This is a genomic window from Arthrobacter oryzae (assembly GCF_030812315.1).
GTDB classification, from domain to species: domain Bacteria; phylum Actinomycetota; class Actinomycetes; order Actinomycetales; family Micrococcaceae; genus Arthrobacter; species Arthrobacter oryzae_B.
Map to the genome: position 1 here is coordinate 25,089 of NZ_JAUSSM010000017.1, position 15,075 is coordinate 40,163.

A 15,075-nucleotide genomic window follows, 5' to 3' on the forward strand; every position below is an offset into this window, starting at 1 on the left:
GGCCTCAGTTGTCAACCTCGGGCAGGAAAAAAGGCCTCCAGAGCCGGCAAACCCATGCGTGAACCATCAACAGGAGTGGACATGTCCAAAGCAGAAATCATCCTCGCCGCCCTGGGCGGCGCCGCTAACGTCGAAGAGATCGAGGGGTGCATCACCCGCCTTCGCACCGAAGTGGTGGACGCCGGCAAGATTGACGAGGCCGCCCTCAAGGCCGCAGGCGCCCACGGCGTCATGGTGGCCGGCACGGTGGTCCAGGTGGTTGTGGGCCCTGAAGCCGAGAGCCTCGCCGAAGACATCCAGGACCTCATGTGAGCACTCCCGACGTAAGCGCTCCTGACGTACGCACGCCTGACGTAAACCCCGCAGCACCGGCCGTGGCCATCAGCGTGGCCTCCCCTCTGCCTGGCCGGCTCATCCCGCTGGGCGAAGTGCCGGACCCGGTGTTCGCCAAAGGGCTGGTCGGCGGCGGCGCCGCCGTTATCCCCGATGACGACGCCGGCGTGCTCACCGCCGTCGCTCCACTGGACGGCAAGGTCATCAAGGTCATGCCGCACGCATACATCGTCCAGCACGCCTCCGGGCCCGCAGTGCTGGTCCATGTGGGAATCGATACGGTCGGCCTGAAGGGCGAGGGGTTCAGCGTGCTGGCACAGAAAGGCGACCAGGTCCGCGCCGGCGATCCCATGATCAGCGTTGACGTCACGTTTGTCCGTTCGAAAAACCTCAGCATGTGCAGCCCCGTGGTGATCCTGGACAGCGCACCGGACGCCATCAAGCCGCCGGAAAGCGGAGCACGCGTCGAAGCCGGCGGGCACCTGTTCAACCTGCCCGGACAATAGACCTATGGATACGGCAGGGGAACTAAAGCACGTCTGGGTGCGCCGGCAGCTCCAGGACCTGGTCGCCTCCACGTTGCGGCCCGGGGACGCGCTGCTGGGCGAACGCCAGCTGGAGGAGCAGTTCGGGGTCTCGCGGATCACGGTGCGCCGGGCCATCTCGGACCTCGTCCAGGACGGGGCACTGGTGCGGATCAAAGGCAAGGGGACCTTCGTCTCGCACGGGCTGGTGCGCTCCACCCTGCACCTGGCCTCCTTCAACGAGGACATGCGGCAGGCCGGCTTCGAACCCAGCACCCGGGTCATCACCGCGTCCATCGCGGAGCCGCCCGCCGCCGCTGCCGAGCACCTGGGACTTGCCGGCGGCGAGGAGGCGTACCAGGTCCGCAGGCTGCGCCTGGCCAACGGGGCGCCCGTCAGCGTGGACGAATCCTGGCTGCCGCCCCGGCTCCTGCCGGACCTGCTTTCGGAGGACCTGACGGGGTCCCTCTACCGGGTCCTCGCAGCATCCGGGCATCCGGTGCAGCACGTGGAACAGACCGTGGAGGCCGCTGCCGCACCGGAGGAAACCGCAGCCTTGCTGGACATCGAACCGGGCGCCCCCGTGCTGCTCTTCCGGCGCCGGTCATTTACCGGACAGGACGATCCGGGAACGCCCATCGAATACTCCATCTCGACGTACCGTTCGGACCGGTACCAGGTGTCGATGCGGCTCGCGCTTGGCTGAGCCGGGATTGTCCGCGCCTCATCCCAACTGACTCGCATTTAACGTCGCGAAACCCCCGAATGGCGACGTTAAATGCGAGTCACTTGGGCGGGCGGGCGCGTGTCGTGAAACCATACGGATCGTGACCCAGAAAATTGCGTACCAGGGTGAGCCCGGCGCCAACTCCAATATCGCGTGCCAGCAGATGTTCCCCGAGCTGGTAAGCGTCCCGTGCGCCAGCTTCGAGGACGTGTTTGAACTCGTGTCCAGCGGCGAGGCTGAGCTGGCCATGATTCCGATCGAGAACTCGATCGCCGGCAGGGTGGCGGACATCCACATCCTGCTCCCGCAGTCGCATCTTCAGATCGTGGGCGAGTTCTTCCTGCCCATCCACTTCGACCTGCTGGGCATCCCCGGCAGCACCATCGAAGGGGCCACCGAGGTCCACAGCCACATCCATGCCTTGGGCCAGTGCCGGCGCCTGATCCGGGAAGCAGGGTTGCGCCCCGTCATCGCCGGGGACACTGCCGGGTCGGCCCGCGAAGTGCGGGAATGGAACGATCCCGCCAAACTCTCCCTCGCTCCCCCGCTCGCAGCCCGGATCTACGGCCTCGAAGTGCTGGCCTCACGGGTCGAGGACGACCCGTCCAACACCACGCGCTTTGTGGTCCTGGCACGGGAAAAGGAACTGCCGACCCGGGATGAGTTGCCCGGGCCGGCAGTGACCAGTTTCGTGTTCCGCGTCCGGAACGTCCCGTCCGCGCTCTACAAGGCGCTGGGCGGGTTCGCCACCAACGGCGTGAATATGACCCGGCTGGAGAGCTACATGGTGGGCGACGAGTTTGCCGCCACCATGTTCATGGCCGACGTCGAGGGCCACCCCGAGGACCTGCCGCTGAAGCTCGCCCTCGAGGAACTGGACTTCTTCACCGCCGAGGTGCGGATCCTGGGTGTCTATGCAGCCGCGGAGTACCGGACAGCTCAGGCAGTCACCGGCTGACAGCCGTCTGACGCCCCTGCAGGATCGGTGCGAAGAACGCGGCGAGCTCCGCCGTCGCCGTCAAGGGCAGGACGTTCGCCACGTACTGGTCCGGGCGCACCACGACGACGGCGCCGCCGCGGTCGATGCCGCGCAGGTCAAAAATGTCCGCCGCCGGATCGGTGCCGTAGACATTTTCCAGGTAGGTGAGTTTGAACGGTCCCACCTCCGGCTTAAACACGGCCGGCACTGCGTTGATGTCAATGCTGGTGTGGTCCTGCTGATAGATGACCTTGACGTCAAACCAGGCATCGGCGTCGGCACCTTCCGGTGTTGCGGCGAGCGGCGAGTCCGGCGCGTTGGCAAGCCATCCGGCGAGGTCGGCGGCCGGTGACGCGGCACCCTCCTTTCCCATGACGGGGGTTACCGCGTCCGCGAAAACGTAGATGCGCCATCGACCGTCAGCCTTGGCCTGGTGGCCGAGGTGCAGCGGGTTCGTGTCGCAGACCCGCACGACCGGCGCGGACTTGAACCGCTTGCCGATGGTGAAGCCGGTGGCAAGCTCCTGGTGGGCCGGGCTGCCGACGAGCATGGACGGGGTGTACTGGGTCATGAAGCCGGCTGGGAATTCGGCGGTGCTGACGTAGAAGTCCTCGAGCTCCGAGGGGGAGGCGAACTCCTCGGGCTTCTTCGCCATCAGCGTGGACCACTCCTTGTCAAAGTCGATGAGGTTCTTTGCGATGACCTGGCGTTCGGCCGAGTAGGTGGACAGGAGGCTCTCCGGGCTGCGGCCTTCGAGGACGTGGCCGAGTTTCCAGCCGATATTGAAGCCGTCCTGCATGGACACGTTCATGCCCTGGCCTGCCTTGGCGCTGTGCGTGTGGCAGGCGTCGCCGGTGATGAATACTCGCGGCGTGCGGGTGCCCATCTCTTCCGGGCGCACGTCGTCAAACCTGTCCGTAAGGCGGTGGCCCACCTCATAAACGCTGTGCCAGGCCACATTGCGCACGTCCACGGTGTAGGGGTGGACGATCGCGTTGGCCTTGGCGATGATCTGCTCGATGGTGGTTTTGCGGACCGCACCGTGATCGTCCGCGGGCACTTCGCCGAGGTCCACGTACATGCGGAAGAGGTGCCCGCCTTCACGCGGGATCAGCAGGATGCTGCCGCCGTCGTTGGACTGGATGGCGCACTTGAGGCGGATGTCCGGGAAATCGGTATTGGCGAGCACGTCCATAACGCCCCAGGCGTGGTTGGCCTGGTCCCCGGCCAGGGTGCAGCCAATCGATTCCCGGACCTTGCTGCGCGCACCATCGGCGCCCACCACGTACTTGGCCCGGACAATACGTTCCAGGCCTTCATCGGGGCCGCTGGTGTGGACGAGCGTAACGGTAACCGGGTACTCCCCCTCGCCGACTTCGAGACTGCGGAACTCATAGCCATAGTCCGGCGACATGCGCGTAGAGGCGTTGGCCATAACCTCGGCGAAATAGTCCAGCACGCGGGCCTGGTTGACGATCAGGTGCGGGAATTCGCTGATCCCGTGCGCGTCGTCGAGCGTGCGCGCGGCGCGGACAATGTTCGCAGGGTTCAGGGGGTCGGGCTTCCAGAATGCCATTTCGGTGATCCGGTAGGCCTCGGCGATGATCCGCTCGGCGAAGCCGAAGGCCTGGAAGGTTTCGACGCTGCGGGCCTGGATGCCGTCCGCCTGGCCGATGGCAAGCCTGCCGTCACGGCGCTCCACGATGCGGGTGGTGATGCCCGGGAACTGGGACAGCTGGGCAGCGGTGAGCATACCTGCAGGGCCGGTGCCCACAATGAGCACGTCCACTTCGTCGGGAAGCTGGGCGGGCCGGTTGACGCCGACGCCGGCGACGGGCTGAACTCGCGGGTCACCGGATACGTAGCCGTGATGATGGAAATGCACGGGATTCCTCACTTCGTTGTGTGGCGGTCTAGGGCCGTCTGGTGTTCGATATCAGAACTGAACGTTCGATAATAGAAATATGGCTGCTGATTCAGAACTGTACGCAGGTATGACCTGCGTTACAAGCACCTCTCAAAACTCCCGAAAAATCAGGGGTTGACGTCCGGAAGCTCCTAGGTAATAGTTATCGTATACGATTTCGTACTCGATGAGGAGTAACTCTTGGAACAGGTCACCGACCACATCCTGGCCGCGGCCCGCAAGGTCATCGCGGTGCACATCAACTACCCCAGCCGGGCGGCCCAGCGCGGCCGTACCCCGGAGCAACCCTCGTACTTCCTGAAGCCTTCTTCGTCCCTGGCCCTTGGCCCGGCGGACGCTCCGTCCACCGTGGAACGCCCGGCCGGCTGCGAACTCCTCGGCTATGAAGGCGAGATCGCCCTGATCATCGGCAAACCGGCCCGCCGCGTCGGCATCGAGGACGCCTGGAGCCACGTCGAGTGGGTTACCGCCAGCAATGACCTCGGCGTCTACGACCTCCGCTACGCGGACAAGGGCTCCAACCTCCGGTCCAAGGGCGGCGACGGCTTCACCCCCGTGGGCCCGGGTCTGATCGCCGCGGACGCCGTTGACCCCGCAAGGCTCCGGATCCGCACCTGGCACAACGGCGAACTGGTCCAGGACGACACCACCGAGGACCTGCTGTTCCCGTTCGCCCGGCTCGTCGCCGACCTGTCCCAGCTCCTCACCCTCGAAGAGGGCGACATCATCCTGACCGGCACCCCCGCCGGCGCCTCCGTCGCCCAGCCGGGAGACGTCGTCGAGGTTGAAGTTAGCACCGCCGAATTCAGCACCAGTACGACGACGGCGGGCGGCGCCGCGTCCGGCTTCTCCACCGGCCGCCTGGTCACTCGGGTGACGGAAGGTACGACGCCGTTCGCGGACTTCGGTGCCTTGCCCAAGACCGATGATGTGCAGCGGGAGGAGGCGTACGGTTCGCGGGAAGCCGCCGGTCTCGCGGCGCAGTCAGCAGAGGCGCCGGCCGCCGCCGTCGGACCTGTCCTGACCGCGGAACTGAAGGCCAAACTGGAAAGCGTCTGCACGGCAACCCTGTCCTCCCAGCTGCGCAAGCGCGGCCTGAACAACGTCAGCATTGACGGGCTCAGCTCCACCCGTCCGGAGAAACGGATCGTGGGCCTGGCCCGGACCCTGCGCTACGTCCCAAACCGCGAGGACCTCTTCAAGACCCACGGCGGGGGCTTCAACGCCCAGAAGAAGGCCATCGACTCCGTCAACGAGGGCGAGATCCTGGTCATGGAGGCCCGCGGCGAAAAGGGCACCGGCACTATCGGCGACATCCTGGCCCTGCGTGCCCAGGTCCGCGGCGCCGCAGCCATCATCACCGACGGCGGCGTGCGCGACTTCGCCGCCGTGGCCGCCATGGACATGCCCACGTACTATTCCAACCCGCACCCCGCGGTGCTCGGGCGCCGGCACATCCCGTGGGACACGGATGTCACCATCGCCTGCGGCGGCACCACCGTCCAGCCGGGCGACATCATCGTGGCCGACTCCGACGGCATCCTGGTCATCCCGCCGGCCCTGGCCGAAGAGCTCGCGGACGATTCCATCGCCCAGGAGCGCGAGGAAGCCTTCATCGCCGAGATGGTGCAGCAGGGCCACAGCGTGGACGGCCTCTACCCGCTGAACACCGAATGGCGCCTCAAGTATTTGGAATGGGAAGCAGGCACCAATGACTGAAACTGCCACCGCCACAGGCACAAGCACAGGGGCTGCCACCCGGATCGGAACCGGCGCCACCGGCAGCAAATCCGAGCAGGCCTACGCCGCCGTCAAAGCCCGGATCGTGGACGGCACCTACACGCCCGGTTACCGGCTGGTGCTCGCCAAGATCGCCGAGGACCTGGGCGTCAGCGTGGTTCCGGTCCGCGAAGCCATCCGCCGGCTCGAAGCCGAAGGACTGGTCAAGTTCGAACGGAACGTCGGCGCCACCGTGTCCGGGATCGACCCCACCGAGTACCTCTACACGATGCAGACCCTCAGCATTGTCGAAGGCGCCGCCACGGCACTGTCCGCACCCCTGATCGGCGAAGCCGATGTTGCCCGGGCGCGTGCCGTGAACGAGGAAATGCGCGAATGCCTGCAGCACTTCGACCCCGTCCGCTTCACCCGGCTGAACCAGGACTTCCACAGCGTCCTGTTCGAGCACTGCCCCAACCCGCACATCCTGGACCTCGTCCACCGGGGCTGGAACCGGCTCGCGTCACTGCGGTCCTCCACCTTCCGTTTTGTGCCGGGCCGCGCCCATGACTCGGTGGATGAACACGAAGCGCTGCTCCGGCTGATTGAAACCGGAGCCGGCGCCGACGACATCGAAAAGGCAGCCCGACTCCACCGCTCCGCCACTTTGGACGCCTACCTTGCCCACACTCCGGCAGCGGTACAGGCGGCCGCAACAGACCACACGGCCCCGCAGACCCCACAGCAGTAAAGGAAGAAAACAATGACGTTCACTGCCGAAGACACCAAAACCCATTACGTCCCGCAGGACCTTCCCACCCATATCCAGCACTACATCAACGGCGAATTCGTTGATTCCGTGGGCGGCAAGACCTTCGACGTCCTGGACCCGGTCTCCAACACCAACTACGCCACCGCCGCGGCCGGCCAGAAAGAGGACATCGACCTCGCCGTCGCCGCCGCCCGCGAAGCCTTCACCAACGGCCCTTGGCCGAAAATGAAGCCGCGGGAACGTGCCAGCGTCCTCAACAAAATTGCCGACGCCGTCGAAGCCCAGGAGGCCCGGCTCGCTGAACTCGAAACCTTCGACACCGGCCTGCCGATCACCCAGGCCAAGGGCCAGGCCCTGCGGGCGGCGGAGAACTTCCGCTTCTTCGCGGACCTGATCGTGGCCCAGTTCGACGACGCCATGAAGGTCCCCGGCGCGCAGATCAACTACGTGAACCGCAAGCCGATCGGCGTCGCCGGCCTCATCACGCCCTGGAACACACCCTTCATGCTGGAGTCCTGGAAGCTCGCCCCGGCACTGGCCACCGGCAACACCGTGGTCCTCAAGCCGGCCGAGTTCACCCCGCTCTCCGCCTCGCTGTGGGCGCAGATCTTCAAGGACGCCGGCCTTCCGGACGGCGTGTTCAACCTGGTCAACGGCCTCGGTGAGGAAGCTGGCGACGCGCTCGTCAAGCACCCGGACGTGCCGCTGATCTCATTCACCGGCGAGACCACCACCGGGCAGACGATCTTCCGCAACGCCGCCGCCAACCTCAAGGGCCTGTCCATGGAGCTCGGCGGCAAGTCCCCCTGCGTGGTGTTCGCCGACGCCGACCTCGACGCCGCGATCGACTCAGCGCTGTTCGGGGTGTTCTCCCTGAACGGCGAACGCTGCACGGCAGGCTCCCGCATCCTGGTGGAACGCGCCATCTACGACGAATTCTGCGAGAAGTACGCCGCCCGCGCGAAGAAAATCGTCGTCGGCGACCCGCACGACCCCAAGACCCAGGTCGGTGCCTTGGTCCACCCGGAGCACTACGAAAAGGTGGCCTCCTATGTGGAGATCGGCAAGTCCGAAGGCCGGCTGCTGGCCGGCGGCGGGCGGCCGGAGCACCTGCCGGAGGGCAACTACATCGCCCCCACCGTGTTCGCCGACGTCGCCCCGGACGCGCGGATCTTCCAGGAGGAGATCTTCGGCCCCGTCGTCGCCATCACCCCGTTCGAGAACGACGACGAAGCCCTCGCCCTGGCCAACAACACCAAGTACGGCCTGGCGGCCTACATCTGGACCCAGAACCTCACCCGGGCGCACAACTTCTCGCAGAACGTCGAGGCCGGCATGGTGTGGCTCAACAGCCACAACGTCCGCGACCTCCGCACCCCGTTCGGCGGCGTCAAGGCGTCCGGCCTGGGCCACGAGGGCGGCTACCGCTCCATCGATTTCTACACCGACCAGCAGGCCGTGCACATCACCCTCGGCCCTGTACATACCCCTAAATTCGGCGCCTAGGCTTCCAGCCAGCGCCAGCCCGAACCCCCTTTCAACGAAGAGAGAACATGATGACTAACTTTGTACCCACCCCCTCCGTCCCGGCCCCGGACATCGTCCGCTGCGCGTACCTGGAACTGGTGGTCACGGACCTCGCCAAGTCCCGCGCGTTCTATGTGGACCTCCTCGGCCTGCACGTCACCGAGGAGGACGAGAACGCGATCTACCTGCGCTCCTTCGAGGAGTTCATCCACCACAACCTGGTCCTGCGCAAGGGCCCGGTGGCCGCCGCCGCGGCCTTCGCCTACCGGGTGAAGTCCCCCGCGGAAGTGGACGCCGCGGAGGCCTACTACAAGGAACTGGGCTGCCGCACTGAACGCCGCAAGGACGGCTTCACCAAGGGCGTCGGCGACTCCGTCCGCGTCGAGGACCCGCTGGGCTTCCCCTACGAGTTCTTCTACGACGTGGAGCACGTGGAACGCCTCACCCAGCGCTACGACCTCTACTCGGCCGGCGAGCTGGTCCGCCTGGACCACTTCAACCAGGTCACCCCGGACGTTCCCCGCGGCCGCAAGTACCTCGAGGACCTCGGCTTCCGCGTCTCCGAGGACATCAAGGACTCCGACGGTGTCACGTACGCCGCGTGGATGCACCGCAAGCAGACCGTGCACGACACTGCCCTGACCGGCGGCAACGGCCCGCGCCTGCACCACATCGCGTTCTCCACCCACGAGAAGCACAACATCATCCAGATCTGCGACAAGATGGGCGCTTTGCGAATCTCGGACCGGATCGAGCGCGGTCCCGGCCGGCACGGCGTGTCCAACGCCTTCTACCTCTACATCCTGGACCCGGACGGCCACCGCGTGGAGATCTACACCCAGGACTACTACACCGGTGACCCGGACAACCCCATCGTGACCTGGGACGTGCACGACAACCAGCGCCGCGACTGGTGGGGCAACCCCGTGGTCCCGTCCTGGTACACCGAGGCTTCCCTGGTCCTGGACCTGGACGGCAACCCGCAGCCCGTCATCGTCCGTGAGGAAAAGAGCGAAATGGCCGTCACCGTCGGCGCCGACGGCTTCTCGTACACCCGCAAGGAAGGAACGGATGCTTCTACCGAGGGCTTCAAGCTCGGGGCCCAGGTCTAAGCCATGATGGACTCGAAGACGATCGAAGCCATTGCCGACGAACTGCTCGAAGCGGGCCGGAACCGCAAGCCGGTGCCGCGCCTGACTGCCCGCTACCCCGACATGACGGTGGAGGACTCCTACGCCGTGCAGCAGTTGTGGCGGCGCCGGAACGAGGAAGCCGGCCGGACGTTGGTGGGGCGCAAGATCGGCCTCACGTCCAGGGCCATGCAGGCCGCCACGGGCATCACGGAACCGGACTACGGTGCGATTTTCGATGACATGGTGCTCGAAACCGGCTGCTCGGTGCAGTGGGACAAGTACACCCACCCCCGGGTGGAGGTGGAGCTCGCGTTTGTCCTGAAGGATGCGCTCAAAGGTCCGGGCTGCACGATTTTCGACGTCCTGAACGCTACCGACTACGTGGTTCCGGCCCTCGAGATCCTGGACTCCCGGATCGAAATGGAGGGCCGGACCATCGTGGACACCATCGCGGACAACGCCGCGATGGGCGCCATGGTGGTGGGCGGCCGCCCGGTGAAGCCGGACGCCGTCGACCTCCGCTGGGTCTCTGCCATCCTCTACAAGAACCAGACCGTGGAGGAGACCGGCGTCGCTGCCGGTGTGCTGGACCATCCGGCGAACGGGGTGCACTGGCTGGCCAATAAGATCGCCGCGCACGGGGACGGCATGAAGGCCGGAGACATCATTCTGGCCGGCTCGTTCACGCGCCCGCTGTGGGTGTACAAAGGCGACACGGTCCACGCCGACTACGGACCCCTGGGAGTTGTCACATGCCGCTTCGAGTAGAACCCGACGCCACGTTCCGCGACGCCCTGCGCAACCAAACCGGCGCTGCCGGCCGCCCCCTGGCGGGGATGTGGGTGTGCTCCGGTAGCCCGCTGGTGGCCGAGCTGTGCGCCGGGGCCGGCCTGGACTGGCTGCTGATCGACGCCGAACACAGCCCCAACGGGCTTGAATCCGTCCTCGCCCAGCTGCAGGCCGTCCGCGGCTATCCCGTCCAGGTGCTGGTCCGCCCGCCGGTCAACGACACCGTGCTCATCAAGCAGTACCTGGACCTCGGGGTCCAGAATCTGCTCATCCCCATGGTGAATTCAGTGGCGGACGCGGAAGCCGCGGTGGCGGCTACCCGGTACCCGCCGCAGGGCGTCCGGGGCGTTGGTTCGGCCCTCGCCCGGGCGTCGCGTTGGAACCGCATACCGGATTACCTCGCCCGCGCCGGCGAGACGGTCAGCCTCACCGTCCAGATCGAATCCGAAGCGGCTGTCGCCGCTGTGGACAAGATCCTGGCGGTCGACGGCGTGGACGCCATTTTCCTGGGCCCCTCCGACCTCGCGGCGTCCATGGGCCTGCTGGGACAGCAGGAACACCCGAAGGTGCGCGCCGCCGTCGAACAGTGCCTCGCCGCCGCCACAACGGCCGGGAAGCCCGCGGGCGTGAACGCCTTCAACAAGGACACAGCCCGCAGCTACCTGACAGCCGGTGCCTCGTTTGTGCTGGTGGGCGCCGACGTGGCCATCCTGGCCCGCGGCTCAGAAGCCCTCGCGGCCGAATACATTCCGCACACCCCCGTGGCTGAGCCCGGCAAAGCACTCGCCAGCTACTGACAACCTTTCTAAGGACCTTCTTGATGACAGCTTCATCAGCGCTTTCGCCTGCCGTGACCTCCGCCCGTGAGGCCGCGCTTCTCGCTTCCGTCCCCACCGGCCTGCTGATTGGCGGGCAATGGCGGGAGGCGTCCGACGGCGCACGTTTGACGTGCACGATCCCGCCAACGGGGAGGTACTCGCCACCCTCGCCTCCGCCACCAGCGAGGACGCCGTGGCGGCACTCGATGCAGCCGACAAGGTACAGGCGTCCTGGGCACGGACCGCGCCCCGGGAACGGGCCGAAATCCTTCGCCGCGCCTTTGACCTGGTCACCGAACGGGCCGAGGACTTTGCCTTGCTGATGACCCTGGAAATGGGCAAGCCCCTGGCCGAAGCCCGCGGTGAAGTGACCTACGGTGCCGAGTTCCTGCGCTGGTTCTCCGAGGAAACCGTCCGCGATTACGGCCGCTACCTCACCACCCCCGAGGGCAAGAACAAGATCCTGGTGCAGAAGAAGCCCGTGGGTCCGTGCCTGCTGATCACCCCGTGGAACTTCCCGCTCGCCATGGCCACCCGCAAGGTCGCCCCGGCCGTCGCCGCCGGCTGCACCATGGTCCTCAAACCGGCCAAACTCACCCCGCTGACCGCGCAGCTGTTCGCCCAGACCATGCTCGACGCCGGCCTGCCCGCCGGAGTCCTGAACGTCGTCTCTTCTTCGTCGGCGTCCGGGATCTCCGGCCCGCTGCTCGCGGACCCAAGGCTGCGCAAGGTTTCCTTCACCGGCTCCACCCCGGTGGGCAAGCGCCTCATGGCCGACGCCGCCCGGAACGTCCTGCGCACCTCCATGGAGCTCGGCGGGAACGCACCGTTTATCGTGTTCGAGGACGCGGACCTGGACAAGGCGGTCGACGGGGCCATGGCCGCCAAGATGCGGAACATGGGCGAGGCCTGCACTGCCGCCAACCGGTTCCTGGTCCAGGAAACCGTCGCCGCCGAGTTCACGGCCAAGTTCGCCGCCGCCATGGGAGCCCTCACCACCGGCCGCGGCACCGAACCCGCCACCAAGGTGGGACCCCTGATCGACGCCGGCGCCCGGGATGACGTGCACGCCCTGGTGGCGGCCGCCGTCGGCGCCGGCGCCACCGCCGTAACCGGAGGCTCACCCGTTGACGGACCCGGCTACTTCTACCGGCCCACCGTGCTCGCCAACGTCCCGTACGATGCGGAGATCCTGCGCCAGGAAATCTTCGGACCCGTCGCCCCGGTCACCACCTTCGCCACCGAGGAGGACGCGATCCGCCTCGCCAACGCCAGCGAATACGGCCTCGCCTCCTACGTGTACAGCCGGGACTTCAACCGGCTCCTCCGCGTGGCCGAACAGATCGAATTCGGCATGGTGGGCTTCAACGCCGGCGTCATCTCCAACGCCGCCGCACCCTTCGGAGGCGTCAAACAGTCCGGCCTGGGCCGCGAAGGCGGCTCCGAGGGCATCGCCGAATACACCACCACCCAATACATCGGCATCGCCGACCCGTACGCAGGCTGAAAGGCCGCCCGCCGGCCGGGGATCGCCGTCGGGCTCTGGCTGGCGGGTACCGTCGGGCGTATTCTTGACGCACTGGCACGCTCGATAGCTGGACAAAAAATGGCGCCGAAGAAGCGATGGGGTCCCCGTCTAACCGCAGCCTTGGGAAGGCTCGTCGGATTTATTGCCGTGAGCGCGCTCTGCGGCGTCCTGGCCGCCGGCCTGGTCGGTCCCACCGTGGCGGCCGGCGCGGTGACAGTCAACAACTCGATCACGTACTTCAACGGCCTGCCCGGGGACCTGACGGTCGATGTCCCGTCGCAGTCCACCAAGATGGTGACCGCCGACGGCCAGACCATCGCCACGTTCTACGCGGAGAACCGCGTGCGGGTCACCCTCGACCAGATGTCGCCGTTCATCAAGGACGCGATCATCGCCATTGAGGACAGCCGCTTCTACGAGCACGCCGGCATTGACCCGCAGGGCATCCTCCGGGCGCTGACGTACAACTTCACCCAGGGCGACCGTCAGGGTGCGTCCACGCTCACCCAGCAGTACGTCACCAACGTCATCAATGAGTCGCATCTTTCTGCGGAACAAGGCGAGCAGGTCATCCTCAGCGGCCAGAAGACGGTGGGCGACAAGCTGCGGGAGATGAAACTCGCCATTGAGCTGGAAAAGAAGTTCACCAAGGACCAGATTCTTGAGGGGTACCTGAATATCGTGTTCTTCAACCGGGACGCCTACGGCATCGAGGCTGCAGCCCGGCACTTTTTCAGCACCTCCGCCAAGGAACTCACCCTGCCCCAGGCCGCGCTGCTGGCAGGCCTGGTCAACAGCCCCAGCTTTTACGATCCCGCCGCCAACCCGGAGAACTCGCTGCAACGCCGCAACCAGGTGCTCGGCAGCATGCTGGAACTGGGGAAAATCACCCAGGCCGAGCATGATGCCGCCGTCGCCACCGGGGTGGACCTGAAGATCACTCCGGGCAGGCAGGGCTGCGCGGCCGCCGTCATAGCACCGTACTTCTGCGACTACGTGTCCCATCTGATCCTCAACAACCCGGCCTACGGCGCGGAACTCAAGGACCGGGAGAGGCTGCTGTACCGTGGCGGCCTGACTATCATCACCACGCTGGACAGCAGGCTTCAGGCCGCTGCCCAGTCCCAGGTGGATGCCACCGCCGGAGCGAATCCGGACAAATGGGGCGCCGCCCTGGTTACTATCCAGCCCGGGTCCGGCCGGATCCTGGCCATGGCACAGAACACCGTGTTCCTGCCGGCGGAAGGGAAATTTGACACCCAGCTGAACTTCAACGTCGATTCCAGGGACGCCAACGGCAATGACCTCAACGGGGCCGGCGGATTCCAGCCGGGATCCACCATGAAGCCGTTCACCTTCGCGGAATGGCTGAACCAGGGCAAACCGCTGAATGCGATGATCGATGCGTCCCGGCGGACCTATCCGCTGAACTTTCCGTGGCGGTCCGGCTGCGGCAAGGTGCTCGGCGCCTACAGCACGGCCGAGAAGAACGCCGGGCTGGGTGCGGCGGACGATCTCCAGAACAACGACCCGGGCTACTACCGGCCCATGCCCGTCAACTACGGCCTGTACAACTCCATCAATACGGCAACCTTCGCCGCCGCAGCGCAGCTGGACTTCTGCGGGATCCAGAAGATGGTGGATGCGGTGGGGATCCACAGCGGGCTGGACGGCGCCCAGGTGAACATGCATCAGCTCGGCAACCTGCTGGGTGCCATCGGGGTGGCTCCCCTGCACTTGGCGAACGCCTTTGCCACGTTCGCCAATGACGGCCGGTACTGCAGCCCGATCGCGGTCGCGGACGTCAGTGACCTTACGGGGCGGCATTTGCCGGCCGAGGCCACGCAGTGCCGCGCCGCCGTCAAGCCCGAGGTGGCCCGCGGCGTCAACGCGGTGCTGCAGGACGTACTGAAAATGGGGTCCGGGGTCTACATCAACCCCAAGGTCCAGAGCCGGGTTCCGGTAGCGGCCAAGACGGGAACGTCCAACAACAACGGCGCCACCTGGGTGGCGGGTTACACTTCGGGCCTGGCCACGGTGTCCTTCTTTGGCGACACCCTGGAGGGCCAGAAACGTGCCGGCCAGAACGTCACCATCAACGGCACCTTCTACAAGAACATCGACGGCTACATGCTCGCCGGGCCGCAGTGGGCCAACTACATGATGGCAGTGGCCGGGCTGTACCCGGCCGACGCCTTCCCGCCGCCCCCTCCGTCCATGAGCACCCCGCAAGGCCCGACGCCGACACCCTCCCGGTAGCCGCATCCCCGCACTGGGCGCCTCGCCGTCGGGCGCAGTG

12 protein-coding genes and 1 pseudogene are annotated in these 15,075 nt (G+C 66.3%); 12 read left to right on the forward strand and 1 reads right to left on the reverse strand.

Features of this window, described 5'->3' with window-relative positions; translation table 11 throughout:
- Positions 1 to 81: 81 nt before the first annotated feature.
- The 4 genes from J2S97_RS21830 (at position 82) to J2S97_RS21845 (ending at position 2,542) form a co-directional block, all read left to right on the forward strand.
- Complete coding sequence (locus J2S97_RS21830; RefSeq protein WP_307052032.1) at positions 82 to 312, forward strand: glucose PTS transporter subunit EIIB; 231 nt, start codon at positions 82 to 84, stop codon at positions 310 to 312.
- Positions 309 to 839 carry a PTS sugar transporter subunit IIA gene (locus tag J2S97_RS21835; RefSeq protein WP_307052033.1) on the forward strand — a complete coding sequence of 177 codons (531 nt, stop codon included), beginning with the start codon at positions 309 to 311 and terminating at the stop codon, positions 837 to 839. The genes J2S97_RS21830 and J2S97_RS21835 overlap by 4 nt, the downstream gene beginning before the upstream one ends.
- A 4-nt stretch (positions 840 to 843) precedes the next feature.
- Positions 844 to 1,563, forward strand: coding sequence for a GntR family transcriptional regulator (locus J2S97_RS21840; protein ID WP_307052034.1), 720 nt, complete (start codon positions 844 to 846; stop codon positions 1,561 to 1,563).
- Positions 1,564 to 1,684: 121 nt separating this feature from the next.
- Positions 1,685 to 2,542 (forward strand): prephenate dehydratase, encoded by an 858-nt coding sequence (locus J2S97_RS21845; RefSeq protein ID WP_307052035.1) that lies wholly within the window; start codon positions 1,685 to 1,687, stop codon positions 2,540 to 2,542.
- Here the strand turns inward: J2S97_RS21845 and J2S97_RS21850 are convergent.
- Positions 2,532 to 4,448 (reverse strand): FAD-binding monooxygenase, encoded by a 1,917-nt coding sequence (locus J2S97_RS21850; RefSeq protein WP_307052036.1) that lies wholly within the window; start codon positions 4,446 to 4,448, stop codon positions 2,532 to 2,534. The genes J2S97_RS21845 and J2S97_RS21850 overlap by 11 nt on opposite strands.
- A 222-nt stretch (positions 4,449 to 4,670) precedes the next feature.
- Here J2S97_RS21850 and J2S97_RS21855 point away from each other — a divergent pair, with 222 nt between their 5' ends.
- From J2S97_RS21855 to J2S97_RS21890, 8 genes and pseudogenes are all read left to right on the forward strand, one after another.
- Positions 4,671 to 6,209 carry a fumarylacetoacetate hydrolase family protein gene (locus tag J2S97_RS21855; protein WP_307052037.1) on the forward strand — a complete coding sequence of 513 codons (1,539 nt, stop codon included), beginning with the start codon at positions 4,671 to 4,673 and terminating at the stop codon, positions 6,207 to 6,209.
- The gene (locus J2S97_RS21860; protein WP_307052038.1) at positions 6,202 to 6,960 is read left to right on the forward strand and encodes a GntR family transcriptional regulator; all 759 of its coding nucleotides are present in this window, start codon (positions 6,202 to 6,204) and stop codon (positions 6,958 to 6,960) included. Before J2S97_RS21855 ends, J2S97_RS21860 begins: the two co-directional genes overlap by 8 nt.
- Positions 6,961 to 6,972: 12 nt before the next feature.
- On the forward strand, positions 6,973 to 8,487 hold the full coding sequence (gene hpaE / locus J2S97_RS21865; protein WP_307052039.1) for a 5-carboxymethyl-2-hydroxymuconate semialdehyde dehydrogenase: 1,515 nt from the start codon (positions 6,973 to 6,975) through the stop codon (positions 8,485 to 8,487).
- Between the two features lie 50 nt (positions 8,488 to 8,537).
- The gene (gene hpaD, locus J2S97_RS21870) at positions 8,538 to 9,620 is read left to right on the forward strand and encodes a 3,4-dihydroxyphenylacetate 2,3-dioxygenase (RefSeq protein WP_307052040.1); all 1,083 of its coding nucleotides are present in this window, start codon (positions 8,538 to 8,540) and stop codon (positions 9,618 to 9,620) included.
- A gap of 3 nt (positions 9,621 to 9,623) precedes the next feature.
- The gene (gene hpaH / locus J2S97_RS21875) at positions 9,624 to 10,409 is read left to right on the forward strand and encodes a 2-oxo-hept-4-ene-1,7-dioate hydratase (RefSeq protein WP_307052041.1); all 786 of its coding nucleotides are present in this window, start codon (positions 9,624 to 9,626) and stop codon (positions 10,407 to 10,409) included.
- Positions 10,394 to 11,227 carry an HpcH/HpaI aldolase family protein gene (locus J2S97_RS21880; protein ID WP_307052042.1) on the forward strand — a complete coding sequence of 278 codons (834 nt, stop codon included), beginning with the start codon at positions 10,394 to 10,396 and terminating at the stop codon, positions 11,225 to 11,227. The genes hpaH and J2S97_RS21880 overlap by 16 nt, the downstream gene beginning before the upstream one ends.
- 23 nt (positions 11,228 to 11,250) lie before the next feature.
- A pseudogene (locus J2S97_RS21885) lies at positions 11,251 to 12,755 on the forward strand (NAD-dependent succinate-semialdehyde dehydrogenase).
- 99 nt (positions 12,756 to 12,854) lie between these two features.
- The gene (locus tag J2S97_RS21890) at positions 12,855 to 15,035 is read left to right on the forward strand and encodes a transglycosylase domain-containing protein (RefSeq protein WP_307052043.1); all 2,181 of its coding nucleotides are present in this window, start codon (positions 12,855 to 12,857) and stop codon (positions 15,033 to 15,035) included.
- The last annotated feature ends 40 nt before the right edge of the window (positions 15,036 to 15,075 follow it).

Excerpts from the sequence above, each read along its gene's own strand:
- hpaE (WP_307052039.1), top strand. The coding sequence starts at position 6,973 with ATGACGTTCACTGCCGAAGACACCAAAACCCATTACGTCCCGCAGGAC.
- J2S97_RS21830 (WP_307052032.1), top strand. The coding sequence starts at position 82 with ATGTCCAAAGCAGAAATCATCCTCGCCGCCCTGGGCGGCGCCGCTAAC.
- J2S97_RS21890 (WP_307052043.1), top strand. The coding sequence starts at position 12,855 with ATGGCGCCGAAGAAGCGATGGGGTCCCCGTCTAACCGCAGCCTTGGGA.
- hpaD (WP_307052040.1), top strand. The coding sequence starts at position 8,538 with ATGACTAACTTTGTACCCACCCCCTCCGTCCCGGCCCCGGACATCGTC.
- J2S97_RS21880 (WP_307052042.1), top strand. The coding sequence starts at position 10,394 with ATGCCGCTTCGAGTAGAACCCGACGCCACGTTCCGCGACGCCCTGCGC.
- hpaH (WP_307052041.1), top strand. The coding sequence starts at position 9,624 with ATGATGGACTCGAAGACGATCGAAGCCATTGCCGACGAACTGCTCGAA.
- J2S97_RS21860 (WP_307052038.1), top strand. The coding sequence starts at position 6,202 with ATGACTGAAACTGCCACCGCCACAGGCACAAGCACAGGGGCTGCCACC.
- J2S97_RS21840 (WP_307052034.1), top strand. The coding sequence starts at position 844 with ATGGATACGGCAGGGGAACTAAAGCACGTCTGGGTGCGCCGGCAGCTC.